Here is a 15574-nt window from a genome sequence, read left to right as displayed (position 1 = left end):
AGAGCAGTGACCATGCGGCGCAAACACCATTCCGAGCGCGGCCAGCTTGAGCTCTTTCGGGCGCTGCCCGGCGATCTCGCGCCGCGAGATGCGCAGGATCTGATGGCCTATCCGTTCTTCTCGCTCGCAAAAACGAAGCGGATTGTGCCGATCGATTTCCGCGCAGGTGCGATCTCAATTCGTGTCGAAGCTGTTCCGGAACACGGCATGGCGACCATTTGGGATGCAGACGTTCTGATCTGGGCCGCGTCTCAGATCGTCGAAGCCCGGGATGCGGGCCTGAAGACGTCGCGTCTGATGGCTGCAACGCCATACGAGATTCTAACGTTCGTTGGCCGCGGCACCAGCGCACGCGACTATCACCGTCTGAAGGCGGGCCTCGACAGACTTCAGTCAACGACGGTGCTGACGTCGATCCGCCAGCCGATGGAACGACGACGGCATCGCTTCTCCTGGATAAACGAGTGGAAGGAGACGGCGGATGCAAATGGCCGCCCATTCGGGCTCGAGCTGATCCTGCCGGATTGGTTCTATGCCGGCGTCATCGACGACGCGCTCGTGCTGACGATCGACCGCGCCTATTTCGAGCTCACCGGCGGACTTGAGCGGTGGCTTTATCGTCTTGTGCGCAAGCACGGCGGTCGGCAGGACGATGGCTGGAGCTTTGACCTTGCACACCTCCATGCCAAGTCCGGCATCCTCTCGCCGCTCAAGCACTTTGCTTACGACGTACGTCAGATCGTCCAGCGCCAGACATTGCCCGGTTATCAGCTCGTGCTCACACGGGATCTGAACGGCATCGAGCGGCTGAACTTCGCGCCAACGCCTGTTGATCCCCTGACGGCACGCTTGCGCCGGCGCGGTCTCATTCCAAATTCGGAGGACAACCTGTGAATCAGTTCGTGCTATCGAGGACCGCAACCCTCGTGCTATCGGGGACCCGATCCTCGTGCTATCGGGGACCGGAATCGACCTTAAAGGCTTGTTTCTCTGCGCTTTCCGGCCGCTCTAACTTTACTAACCAGAAATCCTTCGGATTTCTTCTAACGGACCAGGCCGCAAAGCGCTTGGGAGGTGGCCGGCAAAGCCGGCCCGTTCGCCCTGCTGGCCTTCACAAGCCGTACACGCACTTCCCGGCCGTCGAAGCGAACGGCTCCGAGGTCGAGCGTAGGGGAGCGGCGGTATGAGTGATCTTACCGAAGTAGAAGTGCTGTGGCTCGACAAGCGTATCGAAAACCGGATTCGGTTCGGTCGTGTCGTCAAGGAAAGGGAGCTTGAGCGCCATCGGCGCGTCCTGTCATTTGCGCCGGGCAGCATCTTTGCTTTCGCCCGATGGACCTCCAACGACTTTGGGGCAATCATTTCGCGGATCGACATCTTGCGCGCAGTCGCTCCGGGACAGCGCTGCTCGACCGTGCCGTATGTGAAGCCCGGCGGAGAGATTTTGCTGCGTCTGTCCGGCTGGCCGAAGGTCGAACGAGTGCTGCAAATGATCGATGCCGTTGAGGCACTCGGCATCGATCCTGCTGATGTCGCGCCCGATCATTGGCATCACGTTCATAACCGCCTGTCGGTTAACGAAAACCCGCGCCCGTATACGAAAGCGCGCCACCAGGCTTGGCTTCACCGTCAGAGGATCATGCGATGACGGGCCGCATGAAGACGCTGACCACCACGTTTGGTGTCGCTGCTGCGCTCATCGCGACGATCGTCCTGGAGCCGCTTCCGCTTTACATCTGGAACGCATCCGCAAGCGTGCCAATCGGTCTCTACCGCCTCCGACCGGCAGACCAATTCCAAGTCACTGATTTGGTCGCCGTGCAGCCGCCGGAGCCGCTCGCGACCTTCCTCGACTTGAACGGCTATTTACCCATCGGCGTCCCCATGCTGAAGCGCGTGCTCGCCCTTCCGGGGCAAAGTGTTTGCAGAACCGGCCTCGCGATTTCGGTCGACGATGTCGCGGTGGGCGAGGCGAAGGATCACGACAGACGGGGCAGGCCGCTGCCGAAATGGCAGGGCTGCCGCGTCGTTAGCGACGGCGAGCTGTTTCTGATGAACTGGCAGTCGGACGACTCTCTTGATGGCCGGTATTTTGGATTTCTTCCGGCGTCTAGCGTGATCGGCCGTGCGATGCCGGTATGGACGTGGGAGGAGTAATCATGCGTATTCGAGGTGTTCTCCTTGCCATTCCCTTGCTCGATCGATTGTGGGATCATTCCGTCGTCTCGATCGATGTCTGCAAGGCTGGCGCGAGCCCGACCGCGTCCTTTGGTCGGTTGGGCACGCGTGTTTGCGCTGTCGTGCCCCTGATGCTTCTTCTGACCGCCGGTGACAGTGCTGCTTTGGCCCAGAGCGGATCAGCCGCCCAGCCGGCGATCAGTCAGACCGCTCACTCATTTGCCGGTTTCATCAATGAAGCCTCACAACGCTTTGCGATTGCGCCGAACTGGATCCGATCAGTGCAAAGCGTCGAGAGTGCTGGTGACGTGCACGCCAGATCGCCAAAAGGCGCAATGGGCCTGATGCAAATCATGCCGGCGACCTGGGCGGAACTTCGCGAGCGCTACAATCTCGGGAACGACCCATACGACCCGCACGATAACATTCTGGCCGGTACGGCGTACTTACGCGAACTGCTCGATCGGTATGGCTCGCCTGGCGTGTTTGCCGCGTACAACGCGGGACCATCCCGCTATGAAGAGCATCTCGCAGGCGGCTCTTTGCCAGACGAGACGCGAGCATACGTCGCAAAGCTTCCAAATCTGCTAGCCATCGAACTGCCGCCGAGGTGGACGTCGACCCGACAGTCATCAGCAGCTGCGACGCTATTCGTCGCGCGAGCCAATCTCACGAAAACGAGCGATCGGTTGCCGGCGCTCATGCCATCCAGCGGTGTCACGACCGCAATCTCGGCGCCCGATGTTTCGCCCATGGTCCCCCGGCCAATCGGCGTGTTCGTCCCTCGATCGGATTCGGAAGTGTCGCAATGACCAAGTGTGTGGGTTCACAAGCTGGTGGCGTATGGGCGATGCCTTCGGCCCGCGCTCTACTCGTCGCTTCGCTCCTCACCGAGCCACCCTTCGGGTGTCTCGGCCCTTCGGGTAACGATCGCTATCGCAAGCGCTCGGAAGCAGTGGGGGCTCCGCGAGTTGGCTGGCAACTTGCGGCGGCCCTTTGGGGAACCGGCGACCGGGAGACCACGACGGCAGGACGGCGAGATAAAAGGGGCTCGCCGGTCGAACCGCAAGCCATTGGCATGGCATGGGTTCTGGCGTGCCGGTCGGTCGGGACGCGTGCCGCGCCGTGCATTTTGATGAATGCAATCAACGGCGTTTTCGGCACCGTGCATGCTTTTGATGCCTGGGAGGCCCTTCCGTGAGCGTGCGCGACAGCGACTTGCGCGTTCGGCCTGGGCGCATCCGCAGTACCCGCGCGCCGAAGCAAAAGAGCTTCATCAACCAGGTGCTGCGGGCGGCGAAGAGAGCGGGACACACCTCGGGCCAGGCCGCGGCTGGCAGGCGTTCTGCGGCCTATGGGCGCTCGACGTTTGGCCGCGGGCGCCTCGCCTTTAGCCGCGCCAGATTGTTCAGCCCAACGCGGCGCGTCGTGGTGAAGGCCCGCGTGGTTCGTCACAAAGGGAGAGCCTTCCGTTCAGCGCCAATGACGGCCCATCTTTCATATCTGAAGCGCGACGGCGTGACCCGGAGTGGTGAGCGGGCCGAGATGTTCGATGCTGGCAGCGATCGTGCCGATAGCGCGGCTTTCGCGGAGCGCTGTGAGGACGACCGGCATCATTTCAGGTTCATCGTCTCGCCGGAGGATGCGGGCGACATGACCGACCTGAAGGCCTTTACCCGCGATCTCGCCAAACAGATGGAGACGGATCTCGGGACGCGGATCGATTGGGTGGCCGTCGATCATTGGAATACCGACAACCCTCACGTCCATCTTCTCGTTCGGGGGATAGATGAGGAAGGGGCGGATCTCGTGATCTCCCGCGATTATATTAGCCGAGGTCTGCGCGCGCGCGCCGAGGAACTGGTCGCCATCGAACTGGGACCAAGACCAGAGCAGGAGATCCGCAATTCGCTGGAGAGGGAAGTCACAGCTGAACGGTGGACGCGGCTAGATCGGGAGATCCGGCTGGCGGCCGATGAGACCGGCACTATCGATCTTCGCCCCGAGAACCCGGGCAGCTCCGATCCTGAGATCCGGCGCCTGATGGTCGGTCGCCTTCAGCACCTTGAGAAGATGGGCCTTGCTGCCTCCGCCGCACCAGGCGAATGGATGGTCGGGCTTGAGGCCGAGCGTAGCTTGCGCGACCTCGGTATGCGCGGCGACATCATCAAGACCATGCACCGCGCCTTTACCGAGCGTGGAGAACCCCGCGGCGTTGCCGACTTCGTCATCGAGGGTGGACAGCCGACGGCCCAGATTATCGGACGCCTGGTCGACCGTGGACTGCATGACGAACTGACTGGCGAGGCCTACGCTCTGATCGACGGAACAGATGGACGCGCGCACCACGTGCGCTTCCGAGGGCTCGAGGCGTTCGAATATGCACCGCCCGTCGGCGGCATCGTCGAAGTCCGGAGTTTCGGTCCACCCGGCGATCCGCACCCCACCGTGGTGCTCGCGACCCGTTCCGATCTCGATCTTGGTGGTCAGGTCAAGGCAAGAGGGGCAACTTGGCTCGACCACAGGCTCGTCGAACGCAAGGCCATGCCGCTCGCCATGGGCGGCTTCGGCCGCGAGACACGCGACGCCATGGAAGCCCGTACCGAGCATCTGATCCAGGAAGGCCTGGCGCGGCGGCAGGGCCAACGCATCATATTGCAGCGCGACCTCTTGAACACTTTGCGCCGGCGTGAACTGGATGAGGTGGCCGCAAAAGTCTCGGCCGACACGCGCCTCCCTTACATGAAGCGTGACCCCGGGGAGCATGTGGCGGGCACATATCGCCAGCGGCTGACGCTCAGCTCAGGACGCTTCGCCATGATCGATAACGGGCTCGGCTTCCAGCTCGTGCCTTGGTCGCGCGAACTCGAAAAGAAACTCGGCCAACACGTCACCGGCGTCGTGAAGGACGGCGGTGGCATCGAATGGGGTTTTGGTCGGAAGCGCGACCTTGGCCTCTAGCAGTCTCTCCAATTCAGTTGCGGAAGGGCGTTCGGGATGTCCGGAACCAAAATCCTCTGGGGACAGGTGATCGTTGTCGGCCTGATCGTCTTGCTGGCCATCTGGGGAGCAACCGAGTGGACGGCCTGGCGGCTCGCCTGGCAACCGGAGCTTGGGCGGCCCTGGTTCGAACTGTGGGGCTTCAAGATTTACTACCCGCCAGTGTTCTTCTGGTGGTGGTTCGTTTACGATGCCTACGCGCCACAAATCTTTCTCGAGGGTGCCTTCATCGCGGCGTCGGGAACCTTTGTTTCGATCGCGGTGGCGATCGGCATGTCGGTGTGGCGCGCGCGTGAAGCCAAGAATGTCGAGACCTATGGTTCGGCGCGCTGGGCTGGTCTGGATGAGGTTCGAGCGGCCGGACTTCTCGGTCAGGATGGTGTGGTGCTCGGCAAGCTCGACCGGCACTACCTCCGCCACGACGGACCGGAGCACGTCTTGTGTTTTGCGCCCACTCGGTCCGGTAAGGGTGTTGGCCTAGTCGTTCCCTCGTTGCTGGCCTGGCCGGGCTCGGCCATCGTGCACGACATCAAAGGTGAGAACTGGCAACTGACGGCCGGCTTTCGCTCGCGACATGGCCGCGTCCTACTGTTCGACCCCACCAACCCAAAGTCCTCAGCCTACAATCCGCTGCTCGAGGTCCGGCGCGGCGAATGGGAAGTTCGCGATGTCCAGAACGTGGCCGACGTTCTCGTAGACCCCGAAGGATCGCTCGACAAGCGGAACCATTGGGAGAAGACGAGCCATTCGCTCCTGGTCGGCGCCATCCTCCATGTTCTCTACGCGGAGGTGGACAAGACCCTAGCCGGCGTCGCCTCCTTTCTGTCCGACCCGAAGCGGCCGATCGAGGCAACGTTGAAGGCCATGATGACCACGACGCACCTTGGCGAGCAGGGTGCGCATCCAGTGGTCGCCTCGACCGCGCGCGAGCTGCTCAACAAGTCGGAGAATGAACGTTCTGGCGTCCTATCCACCGCGATGTCGTTTCTCGGGCTGTACCGCGATCCTGTCGTGGCCCAAGCAACCCGCCGCTGCGATTGGCGGATTGCCGATCTGATCGCAGATAGCCGTCCCACGACGCTTTATCTCGTGGTGCCGCCCTCCGATATCTCGCGGACCAAGCCGCTGATCCGCCTGGTGCTGAACCAGATCGGCCGGCGCCTGACCGAAGATTTGCACGCCCGCGACCGCCGGCATCGAGTCCTGATGATGCTTGACGAGTTCCCGGCACTCGGTCGGCTTGATTTTTTCGAGTCCGCGCTCGCCTTCATGGCGGGATACGGCATCAAGAGTTTCTTGATTGCGCAGTCGCTCAATCAAATTGAGAAGGCCTACGGGCCTAACAACGCGATCCTCGATAACTGCCACGTCCGGGTCAGCTTCGCGACTAATGATGAGCGGACCGCCAAGCGGGTCTCCGACGCGCTAGGCACGGCGACCGAGATGCGCGCGATGAAGAACTACGCCGGGCACAGGTTGAACCCATGGCTTGGGCACCTGATGGTCTCACGGCAGGAAACTGCGAGGCCGCTGCTGACCCCAGGCGAAGTCATGCAGCTTCCGCCGGCAGACGAGATCGTCATGGTGGCAGGGACGGCGCCGATCCGGGCGAACAAGGTCCGCTACTACGAGGATCGGCGATTCACCGAGCGGGTTCTGCCGCCGCCCGGTCCTGGGACAGCCGGCCGATCATCGCGAACGGACGGATGGTCAGCGCTCCAAGTGCTGAAACCAACTGGAGGTCCAACTGCCAAAGCTGCGGAGGCCGAGGAAGACACAGCAAACAGCGGGCTCCGTCGTGAGCCCGAACTCCCCGATCACGTCGCGATCGCCAAGGAGACGACCGAACTAACGCCGGCAGAGGAATTCGCCGCCGTTCTTGATGATGACGAGGACACGGTCCGGCAGTCCCGGGTTATACGCCAACAGCTCCGTGGTGTCGCCCGTCAAGTCGCCATGGACCCTAATGACGGTATGGAGCTCTGAGCAGTATGCGCGACCGGATGAACGTCTATTTTCCGCCAGAGCTTCTGAAACAGATCTCGGAACTCGCCGATCGCAAGAAGCTTTCCAGGTCCGCGATCGTAGAAGCGGCTGTCGCTTCATTTTTGTCACCGGACGGCGCGGACAGACGGGAGGCGGCGTTTACCCGGCGCCTGGATCGGTTGTCGCGTCAGATGCAGAGGCTCGAGCGTGACGTTGGTTTGGCGGCTGAGACCTTGGCTCTCTTCATCCGTTTCTGGCTGACGATCACGCCACCGTTGCCCAACGACGCGCAGGCGGCCGCGCAAGTAAAGGGAAGGGAGCGCTTTGAAGGATTTGTCGAGGCGCTAGGGCGCCGTTTGCAAAAGGGGCAAAGCTTTCTGCGCGAGATTCCGGAAGATATTCGCCGTCAGGAACCGGTCGAAGAAGCTTAATTGAATCATGGAGAAAGACCGTTTCGCCGTTCCCTTCTTTTTGTTCGCTAACTTACGCCCGCAGTGATTTAGCTGAACTGACGAAAAGCTGGTCACGCTATCGGCTTGCACCAGCTGACAGCAAGAGGGGCCAGCATGCAGATTTCCGGGGCATGGCGCCTCACCGCGCGCGTATTTCTCCCGTTTGCGGTCGGATACTATCTTTCGTATCTGTATCGTACGATCAACGCTTTGATCGCCAGTCGTCTCAGCTCGGATACCGGGCTTGGGACTGCCGACCTCGGGTTGCTTACGTCGGTCTATTTCCTTGTTTTCGCGGCGGCCCAGATCCCCGTCGGCATATCGTTGGACCGCTTTGGTCCTCGCCGCGTACAGAGTGTTTTGCTCTTGCTCGCAGCAGTGGGCGCTTGGCTGTTTGCGGTATCGACCGGCTTCCTGTCACTTTTGATCGCACGTGCAATGATCGGGCTCGGCCTCGCGGCGGCGCTGACGGCTGGACTGAAATCCATGATCCTTTGGTTCCCCAGGGAACGCGTTGCCTTGCTGAACGGCTATATGGTCATGCTGGGCTCGCTAGGAGCGGTGACCGCTACGGCTCCCGTCGAACATCTGCTGGCTTGGATGGGCTGGCGGCAACTCTTTGAGGTCTTGGCGGCGGCCACCGGTGTGACGGCCGCTCTCATCTATGTCGTGGTACCCGAACGAGGCATTGTCTCGTCTATGGCGTCAACCCCCGCGACCCTTAGCTCCGTTTTCGGCGATTGCCGCTTTTGGCGAATGGCCCCGTTGTCGGCGACTTGCATTGGATCGGCCTGGTCCCTGCAGGGATTGTGGGCATCGCTATGGCTGGCCGACGTGGAGGGGCTTGATCGCGCAAGTCTCGTCAGACAGCTTTTCATGATGTCGATCGTACTTAGCGGTGGCGCTTGGTTATTCGGTATGACGGTCCATTGCATCAAACGAAGGGGAATTGGGGCGGAAACAGTATTGGCGCTGGTTGCAGCGCTATTTATCGCAGCTGAGTTTGCTTTGATCTTGCGAGCGCCTCTGCCATCCGTCTTGCCCTGGTCCGTTGTCGCAATTGTCGGAACGGCAACCGTGGTGAGCTTCGCGGTGATACTGGATTACTTTCCGCCGGAGCTTGCCGGTCGTGCGAACGGCGCCTTGAACGTTTTGCACTTTGGTTGGGCCTTTCTGGCACAATACGCGACAGGTCTTATCCTGGAGCAATGGTCTGCGAATGATGGCCGTAGGCCCGTCCAAGCTTATCAAGTCGCGTTCGGTCTCTACATAGCACTGCAGATCGCAGCGTTGGTCTGGTTCGCGCTGCCTTGGCGCCGATCCGTCGCTTCATGGATAAGTTCAATCGTCTTCTTCGAGCCGACCGATGTTTCCTACGCTGTCGAGACAGTTCGGCTCTATGAGGACTCGGTCATCCTCCTGCCAGCGGATGATGATGCGGAGTGGTGAGCAGCAATTCGCGGCGAGCGGATAAGATTAAGTAGCCGTCAAATATCGGTTTCTCAGTCTTTCTTTTTCTACGCCAGCCTACGATCACCGAAAGCGCTTGTTGCGCCAAGTCCATTGGTGCCTTTTCTAATCCTCCCCATATGAGGGAGTCTGAGGACGCTCTCATTCGGTGGGGGCGAACAGTGGCAATCCATTCCATTCAATCCGAAGCGAGCTCACGCGGTGCGCGAATGCTGCGTAGCGCGCTTGGCTCCGCGATTGCCGGCTACCTCGAAGACGAAGCGATCGTCGAGGTGATGCTCAACCCAGATGGGCGGCTGTGGATCGATCGGTTGTCGGATGGTCTGATCGACACAGGCGAAACTCTGTCCGCGGCGGATGGCGAACGCATTGTTCGCCTGGTAGCGCATCACGTGGGTGCCGAGGTGCATGCCGGTTCGCCACGGGTCTCGGCCGAATTGCCAGGGACCGGCGAGCGCTTCGAAGGTCTCTTGCCTCCGGTCGTTGCAGCACCGGCCTTTGCTATCCGCAAGCCCGCCGTCGCCGTGTTTACGCTTGACGACTACGTCGCCAGGGGGATCATGACCTCGGAGCAGGCCAAGATCCTGAGAGGCGCGGTCGACGCAAGGAAGAACATCCTCGTCGCCGGTGGGACATCGACCGGCAAGACAACGCTGACGAATGCCCTCTTGGCCGAGGTAGCAAAGAGCGCCGATCGGGTCGTTCTGATCGAAGACACGCGCGAACTCCAATGCAAAGCGCCCAATCTCGTGGCGCTGCGGACCAAAGATGGCGTGGCTACGCTATCCGATCTCGTTCGGTCCTCGCTGCGACTGCGTCCTGATCGTATTCCGGTTGGCGAGGTCCGCGGTGCGGAAGCACTCGATCTGCTCAAGGCCTGGGGCACCGGTCATCCCGGTGGCATCGGCACTATTCATGCGGGCACCGCGCTCGGCGCACTGCGGCGGCTCGAGCAGCTCATCCAGGAAGCCGTCATCACGGTTCCGCGGGCCCTGATCGCCGAGACCATCAACGTTATCGCCGTGCTGGCGGGGCGCGGCGCCGGCCGTCGCCTCGCCGAGCTTGCCCTCGTCACCGGGCTAGGGGCCGCCGGCGACTACGACCTTTCATCAGCAGGAGACTGACATGCGTCAGCAATTTCGCTTTCTTCGAGGTGCATCGTTGGCCGCCTTCGGCACGGTGGTCTTGGCAGTTCAGCCAGCATGGGCGGCTGGCTCGAACATGCCCTGGGAGCAGCCACTCAACCAGATCTTGCAGTCGGTCGAGGGACCGGTCGCCAAGATCATCGCCGTCATCATCATCGTGGTGACCGGTCTCACGCTCGCGTTTGGGGACTCGTCGGGTGGTTTCCGCAGGTTGATTCAGATCGTGTTCGGTCTGTCGATCGCGTTTGCCGCCTCGAGCTTCTTCCTTTCGTTCTTCTCCTTCGGCGGCGGCGTGGTTATCTGATGGATGAACCCCTCACAGGCTTTGCCGTGCCCGTTCACCGCGCGCTCACTGAGCCAATCCTGATGGGCGGCGCGCCGCGATCAGTTGCAATCGTGAACGGCACGCTTGCGGCAGCCCTTGGGCTCGGACTTCGGCTGTGGATCGCGGGACTTGTCCTCTGGTTCATCGGCCACATGGCCGCCGTCTGGGCCGCCAAGCGCGACCCCGCATTCGTCGATGTGGTGCGCCGACATCTGCGCATTCCCAGTCATCTCAATCTTTGAGTTATCGGTCATGTTGAACCTTGCCGAATATCGTCATTCCAGCGCGCGCCTCGCCGACTTCCTGCCCTGGGCAGCCCTCGTCGACGAGGGAATCATCCTGAACAAGGACGGCTCGTTCCAACGGACAGCAAAGTTCCGGGGGCCTGACCTCGACAGCGCGGTGCCGGCTGAGCTTGTAGCCGTCGCCAGCCGTCTGAACAACGCCGTGCGTCGCCTGGGATCGGGCTGCGCCGTGTTCGTTGAGGCGCAGCGTCACTTTGCGGGGGCGTACCCGCCTAACGTCTTTCCCGACATCGCGTCAGCGCTGGTCGATGCGGAACGAAGGGCTCAGTTCGAAGAGGCGAGTGCCCACTACGAGTCCAGCTACTTCTTGACCTTCCTCTATCTGCCACCCGAGGAGGGAGCCGCCAGGGCAGAGCGCCTGCTCTATGAGGGACGCGATCGGACTGTGGGAGCAGACGCCCGCGAGGTGCTCCGCGGATTTATCGACCAAACCAACCGTGTGCTGCAGCTCGTTGAAGGATTTATGCCGGAATGCGCGTGGCTCGATGATCAGGACACGCTGACCTACCTGCACTCGACGATCTCGACCAAGCGTCACCGCGTTCGCGTGCCTGAAATTCCGATGTACATCGACGCGCTGTTGTCCGACCAGCCGCTGACCGGCGGGCTAGAGCCGATGTTGGGCTCAGCCAATATTCGGGTCTTGACGATTGTCGGCTTTCCGGGTGCGACGACCCCGGGTATCCTGGACGATCTGAATCGTCTGGCATTCTCGTATCGTTGGTCGACGCGCGCAATCATGCTCGACAAGACCGACGCCACCAAACTGCTGACCAAGATTCGGCGGCAGTGGTTTGCCAAACGAAAGTCGATTGGCGCCATTCTCAAGGAGGTCATGACGAACGAGGCGTCGACGCTGCTCGATACCGACGCCCACAACAAGGCGCTTGATGCCGACGCAGCGTTGCAGGAACTGGGGTCGGATCAGATCGGACAAGCCTTTGTTACGGCGACCATCACTGTCTGGGACCGCGATCCCAACACTGCCGATGAAAAGCTGAGGCTGGTCGAGAAGGTCATACAGGGCCGTGATTTCACCTGCATAATCGAGACCGTGAACGCCGTCGAAGCCTGGCTCGGCAGTCTGCCCGGGCACGTCTACGCCAATGTGCGGCAGCCTCCGATTTCGACCCTCAACCTCGCCCATATGATTCCGATGTCGGCTGTTTGGGCCGGCGAGGCGAGGGATCTGCACTTCAAGGGTCCGCCGCTTCTGTTCGGCAAGACCGAGGGATCGACGCCCTTCCGGTTCTCGCTCCACGTCGGCGATGTCGGCCATACGCTAGTAGTGGGACCGACTGGAGCCGGCAAGTCGGTCCTGCTGGCCCTGATGGCGCTACAGTTCCGTCGTTACCCGAATTCGCAGGTCTTTGCCTTCGATTTCGGCGGTTCGATCCGGGCGGCCGCGATCGCCATGGGTGGCGACTGGCATGATCTCGGCGGTGCATTGTCTGACGGGGACGAAAACCCAGTCGCGCTGCAACCTTTGGCCTGGATCGATGATCCTTCCGAGCGAGGGTGGGCGACGGAATGGATCGGCGCGATCCTGGCACGGGAAAAGATCGAGATCACCCCTGAGGTCAAGGATCATCTGTGGTCGGCGCTAACATCTCTCGCTTCGGCGCCGAGGGAGGAACGCACCCTCACGGGCCTGTCAGTCCTTCTTCAATTGAACTCCCTGAAGCGCGCCCTGCAACCATACTGCCTGGGCGGAGCTTCCGGGCGCTTGCTCGATGCCGAATTCGAAGATCTCGGCGAGGCGTCGGTCCAGGCGTTTGAGACCGAAGGCTTGATCGGAACGAGTGCTGCGCCGACCGTGCTGGCGTATCTCTTCCATCGCATCGGGGACCGCCTCGACGGTCGGCCTACACTACTTATTGTCGATGAAGGCTGGCTTGCCCTCGATGACGAAGATTTTGCCGGCCAGCTCCGGGAATGGCTGAAGACGCTTCGCAAGAAGAATGCGTCCGTTATCTTTGCCACCCAATCGCTTTCGGATATTGACGGGTCCGCAATCGCGCCGGCGATCATCGAAAGCTGCCCAACGCGGCTGTTGCTGCCGAACGAGCGGGCGATCGAGCCGCAAATCACAGCGATCTATCGCCGCTTTGGCCTCAATGACCGCCAGATCGAGCTTCTGAGCCGCGCTACGCCCAAGCGCGACTACTACTGCCAATCTCGCCGCGGCAACCGGATGTTCGAACTTGGCCTTGGCGAGGTCGCTCTGGCCTTTACCGCAGCCTCTTCCAAGACAGACCAGGCAGCCATCTCGCAACTCCTCGCCGAACATGGACCTGACGGCTTCGTGCCGGCCTGGCTACAGCACCGTGGCGTCGCCTGGGCCCTCGACCTGATCCCCAACCTCGTCAATCTGGAGAAATCGCTATGAGGCGTCTTGGCCTATTGGCGGCCGCTGGCATGGTCGCGCTGATGCTCGACCTCAGGGTGCCCGCGCGGGCGCAGTGGATCGTCTTCGATCCCAACAACTACGTCCAGAGCGTCCTGACTGCCGCCCGTGAGCTGCAGCAGATCAACAACCAGATCACCTCGTTGCAGAACGAGGCGCAGATGCTGATCAATCAGGCAAAGAATCTGGCAAACCTGCCGTATTCATCCCTGCGCCAACTGCAATCCTCGATCCAGCGGACCCAGCAATTGCTGGCCCAGGCCCAGCGGATCGCCTACGACGTCGATCAGATCGATCGCGCGTTCTCGACCAGCTACGCGCCAGCGACCAGCAGCCAATCGAACCAGTTACTGATCTCCAATGCTCAATCGCGTTGGCAGAATTCCTATGCCGCAACGCAAGACGCGCTTCGCGTCCAGGCCGGCATCGTTGGCAATCTCGACACCAACCGTGTCCAGACCTCCGCGCTCGTCATGTCTAGCCAGGGCGCAAGCGGCGCTCTGCAGGCAACACAAGCTGGTAACCAGATTCTCGCGCTTAACGCGCAGCAGCTCGCCGACCTCACCGCTGTCGTGACGGCGCAGGGCAGGGCGCAAAGCCTTGAAGCAGCGCAACGCGCCTCGGCCCAGGACCAGGGCCGCGAGCAGCTTCGACGGTTTCTTACGCCAGGGCAGGGTTATCAATCATCCAGCGTGCAGATGTTCCACTGATGACGGACATTCGGGCATTCAAGGCGTTGTCGCTGCTGACGACAATCGGCGTTTTGGTGGTCACAGCCTGCACGATTCAGCTTCGCGGTAGTGACGAGTCGCCCGCGCTGCCGAAGACGGAGCGGACGACAGATGGAGCCAACCCTGATCTCGCACGCTGCCGCAGCGTCACTGCTGAGGAAACAGCAGGTTATCGGCATTGCCAGCAGATTTGGGCCGAAAACCGGCGCCGCTTCTTGGGCAGGAAGAACGTTCCCGCAGATCCTGGCCAAGACGATTCCACCGCAGGCTTGGCGTCCGCCCGAAAGGATCAGAGCCGGATCCCGCAAGGTTATCCGGGACCGGCGATGCCTGAGGCGAGCAAGCCATGACTGGTACGGGGATCATTGACCAGTTCCTTGAAACGTTCACGCGATATATTGACAACGGTTTTGGGCTGCTCGGCAGCGATGTCGGATATCTCGCAACGACCCTTGCTGCGATCGACATCACGCTCGCCGCGTTGTTCTGGAGTTGGGGGCCGGACGAAGACATTATCGCGCGCCTCGTCAAGAAAACGCTCTTCGTAGGCGTCTTTGCCTACCTGATCGGCAACTGGAACAGCTTGGCGCGCACCGTCTTCGAGAGTTTCGCCGGTCTTGGACTGAAAGCATCGGGCGCAAGCCTCTCCGCGGCAGATTTCCTGCGACCGGGAAAGATCGCCCAAGTCGGCCTCGATGCCGGTCGACCATTGCTTGATTCGATCTCCAACCTGATGGGCTACATCAGCTTCTTCGAGAATTTCGTCCAGATCGTCGTTCTCCTATTCGCCTGGATTGTGGTGCTGCTCGCCTTCTTCATTCTGGCGATCCAGCTCTTTGTCACCCTGATCGAATTCAAGCTCACGACGCTGGCCGGCTTCGTGCTCATTCCCTTTGGCTTGTTTGGCAAGACTGCCTTCGCGGCGGAGCGCGTTCTGGGCAACGTCATATCTTCCGGCATCAAGATCCTGGTCCTGGCCGTCATCGTCGGCATCGGCTCCACCCTGTTCTCGCAGTTCACCGCAGGTTTCGGCGGTGCACAGCCGACCATCGAAGACGCGATGACACTGGTGCTCGCGGCGCTTTCCTTGCTGGGCCTCGGCATCTTCGGTCCGGGTATCGCAAACGGCCTAGTGTCGGGCGGACCTCAACTTGGCGCCGGCGCCGCGATTGGAACAGGCCTTGCTGCTGGCGGCATTGTTGCAGCTGGCGCGGGACTTGCCGCTGGCGGTGCCGGTCTCGCTGGCGGTGCGGTTGCAGGCGCCGCGCGCGGTGGCGGCGCTGTCATAAGCGGAGCAACAGCCGCCTATCGAAGCGGCGGCCTTGCCGGCGTCGCGGAGGCTGGCGCTTCGGCTGCGTGGAGTCCATTGCGCCGGGCAGCGGCTACCTTCGGAGGTAGCCAAGCGGGCGACCAGGGCGCGAGCGCTCCGGCCGACGGGCAGCCTGATTGGGCTCGCCGCATGAAGCGTGCTCAGATCATTCAGCACGGTGCCTCGGCTGCTGGCCACGCCGTCCGCTCGGGCGATCATGGTGGCAGCGGCTCTTCCGTCGATTTGTCCGAAGGAGAACGCTGAGA

Annotated in this window: 15 protein-coding genes; all 15 read left to right on the top strand. The window is 61.5% G+C overall.

The annotated features are described in order from the left end of the window. Positions 1-12 precede the first annotated feature (12 nt). The 15 genes from I6F21_RS19775 (at position 13) to trbL (ending at position 15572) form a co-directional block, all read left to right on the top strand. Positions 13-894, top strand: coding sequence for a replication initiator protein A (locus tag I6F21_RS19775; RefSeq protein WP_225128623.1), 882 nt, complete (start codon positions 13-15; stop codon positions 892-894). A gap of 289 nt (positions 895-1183) precedes the next feature. After that, positions 1184-1648, top strand: coding sequence for a DUF2840 domain-containing protein (locus I6F21_RS19770; RefSeq protein WP_225128622.1), 465 nt, complete (start codon positions 1184-1186; stop codon positions 1646-1648). After that, positions 1645-2157, top strand: coding sequence for a S26 family signal peptidase (locus I6F21_RS19765; RefSeq protein ID WP_225128621.1), 513 nt, complete (start codon positions 1645-1647; stop codon positions 2155-2157). The genes I6F21_RS19770 and I6F21_RS19765 overlap by 4 nt, the downstream gene beginning before the upstream one ends. 2 nt (positions 2158-2159) lie before the next feature. Then, positions 2160-2990, top strand: coding sequence for a lytic transglycosylase domain-containing protein (locus I6F21_RS19760; protein WP_225128620.1), 831 nt, complete (start codon positions 2160-2162; stop codon positions 2988-2990). A gap of 385 nt (positions 2991-3375) precedes the next feature. Continuing rightward, positions 3376-5139: a DUF3363 domain-containing protein gene (locus I6F21_RS19755; protein WP_225128619.1), complete on the top strand. Its 1764-nt coding sequence runs from the start codon at positions 3376-3378 to the stop codon at positions 5137-5139. Positions 5140-5175: 36 nt separating this feature from the next. Beyond that, complete coding sequence (locus I6F21_RS19750; RefSeq protein WP_225128618.1) at positions 5176-7164, top strand: conjugal transfer protein TraG; 1989 nt, start codon at positions 5176-5178, stop codon at positions 7162-7164. A gap of 5 nt (positions 7165-7169) precedes the next feature. Then, complete coding sequence (locus tag I6F21_RS19745; protein ID WP_225128617.1) at positions 7170-7595, top strand: CopG family transcriptional regulator; 426 nt, start codon at positions 7170-7172, stop codon at positions 7593-7595. Positions 7596-7730: 135 nt separating this feature from the next. Further along, on the top strand, positions 7731-9065 hold the full coding sequence (locus I6F21_RS19740) for an MFS transporter (RefSeq protein WP_225128616.1): 1335 nt from the start codon (positions 7731-7733) through the stop codon (positions 9063-9065). Between the two features lie 230 nt (positions 9066-9295). Continuing rightward, on the top strand, positions 9296-10210 hold the full coding sequence (gene trbB / locus I6F21_RS19735) for a P-type conjugative transfer ATPase TrbB (RefSeq protein WP_225128792.1): 915 nt from the start codon (positions 9296-9298) through the stop codon (positions 10208-10210). Position 10211: 1 nt separating this feature from the next. Then, the gene (locus tag I6F21_RS19730; RefSeq protein WP_225128615.1) at positions 10212-10535 is read left to right on the top strand and encodes a TrbC/VirB2 family protein; all 324 of its coding nucleotides are present in this window, start codon (positions 10212-10214) and stop codon (positions 10533-10535) included. Continuing rightward, entirely contained in the window at positions 10535-10798 is a 264-nt protein-coding gene (locus I6F21_RS19725; protein ID WP_225128614.1) for a VirB3 family type IV secretion system protein, read from the top strand. Before I6F21_RS19730 ends, I6F21_RS19725 begins: the two co-directional genes overlap by 1 nt. Positions 10799-10808: 10 nt before the next feature. Further along, positions 10809-13250, top strand: a complete 2442-nt coding sequence (gene trbE / locus I6F21_RS19720) for a conjugal transfer protein TrbE (protein ID WP_225128613.1) — start codon at positions 10809-10811, stop codon at positions 13248-13250. Then, complete coding sequence (gene trbJ, locus I6F21_RS19715; RefSeq protein WP_225128611.1) at positions 13247-13978, top strand: P-type conjugative transfer protein TrbJ; 732 nt, start codon at positions 13247-13249, stop codon at positions 13976-13978. The genes trbE and trbJ overlap by 4 nt, the downstream gene beginning before the upstream one ends. Next, positions 13978-14349, top strand: a complete 372-nt coding sequence (gene trbK-alt / locus I6F21_RS19710) for a putative entry exclusion protein TrbK-alt (RefSeq protein WP_225128609.1) — start codon at positions 13978-13980, stop codon at positions 14347-14349. The genes trbJ and trbK-alt overlap by 1 nt, the downstream gene beginning before the upstream one ends. Next, positions 14346-15572: a P-type conjugative transfer protein TrbL gene (gene trbL / locus I6F21_RS19705; protein ID WP_225128607.1), complete on the top strand. Its 1227-nt coding sequence runs from the start codon at positions 14346-14348 to the stop codon at positions 15570-15572. The genes trbK-alt and trbL overlap by 4 nt, the downstream gene beginning before the upstream one ends. Positions 15573-15574: the final 2 nt, after the last annotated feature.

Source organism: Bradyrhizobium sp. NBAIM03 (assembly GCF_020194055.1).
Classification (GTDB): Bacteria; Pseudomonadota; Alphaproteobacteria; order Rhizobiales; family Xanthobacteraceae; genus Bradyrhizobium; species Bradyrhizobium yuanmingense.
The sequence above is the reverse complement of the archived record's forward strand: the minus strand, read 5'-3'. Positions and strand labels throughout refer to the sequence as shown.

What these genes read in the sequence shown, in the direction of transcription:
- I6F21_RS19725 (WP_225128614.1), top strand. Translation starts at nt 10,535, where the DNA reads ATGGATGAACCCCTCACAGGCTTTGCCGTGCCCGTTCACCGCGCGCTC.
- trbL (WP_225128607.1), top strand. Translation starts at nt 14,346, where the DNA reads ATGACTGGTACGGGGATCATTGACCAGTTCCTTGAAACGTTCACGCGA.
- I6F21_RS19765 (WP_225128621.1), top strand. Translation starts at nt 1,645, where the DNA reads ATGACGGGCCGCATGAAGACGCTGACCACCACGTTTGGTGTCGCTGCT.
- I6F21_RS19750 (WP_225128618.1), top strand. Translation starts at nt 5,176, where the DNA reads ATGTCCGGAACCAAAATCCTCTGGGGACAGGTGATCGTTGTCGGCCTG.
- trbE (WP_225128613.1), top strand. Translation starts at nt 10,809, where the DNA reads ATGTTGAACCTTGCCGAATATCGTCATTCCAGCGCGCGCCTCGCCGAC.
- I6F21_RS19745 (WP_225128617.1), top strand. Translation starts at nt 7,170, where the DNA reads ATGCGCGACCGGATGAACGTCTATTTTCCGCCAGAGCTTCTGAAACAG.
- I6F21_RS19760 (WP_225128620.1), top strand. Translation starts at nt 2,160, where the DNA reads ATGCGTATTCGAGGTGTTCTCCTTGCCATTCCCTTGCTCGATCGATTG.
- trbJ (WP_225128611.1), top strand. Translation starts at nt 13,247, where the DNA reads ATGAGGCGTCTTGGCCTATTGGCGGCCGCTGGCATGGTCGCGCTGATG.
- I6F21_RS19775 (WP_225128623.1), top strand. Translation starts at nt 13, where the DNA reads ATGCGGCGCAAACACCATTCCGAGCGCGGCCAGCTTGAGCTCTTTCGG.
- trbK-alt (WP_225128609.1), top strand. Translation starts at nt 13,978, where the DNA reads ATGACGGACATTCGGGCATTCAAGGCGTTGTCGCTGCTGACGACAATC.
- I6F21_RS19740 (WP_225128616.1), top strand. Translation starts at nt 7,731, where the DNA reads ATGCAGATTTCCGGGGCATGGCGCCTCACCGCGCGCGTATTTCTCCCG.
- I6F21_RS19770 (WP_225128622.1), top strand. Translation starts at nt 1,184, where the DNA reads ATGAGTGATCTTACCGAAGTAGAAGTGCTGTGGCTCGACAAGCGTATC.
- I6F21_RS19730 (WP_225128615.1), top strand. Translation starts at nt 10,212, where the DNA reads ATGCGTCAGCAATTTCGCTTTCTTCGAGGTGCATCGTTGGCCGCCTTC.
- trbB (WP_225128792.1), top strand. Translation starts at nt 9,296, where the DNA reads ATGCTGCGTAGCGCGCTTGGCTCCGCGATTGCCGGCTACCTCGAAGAC.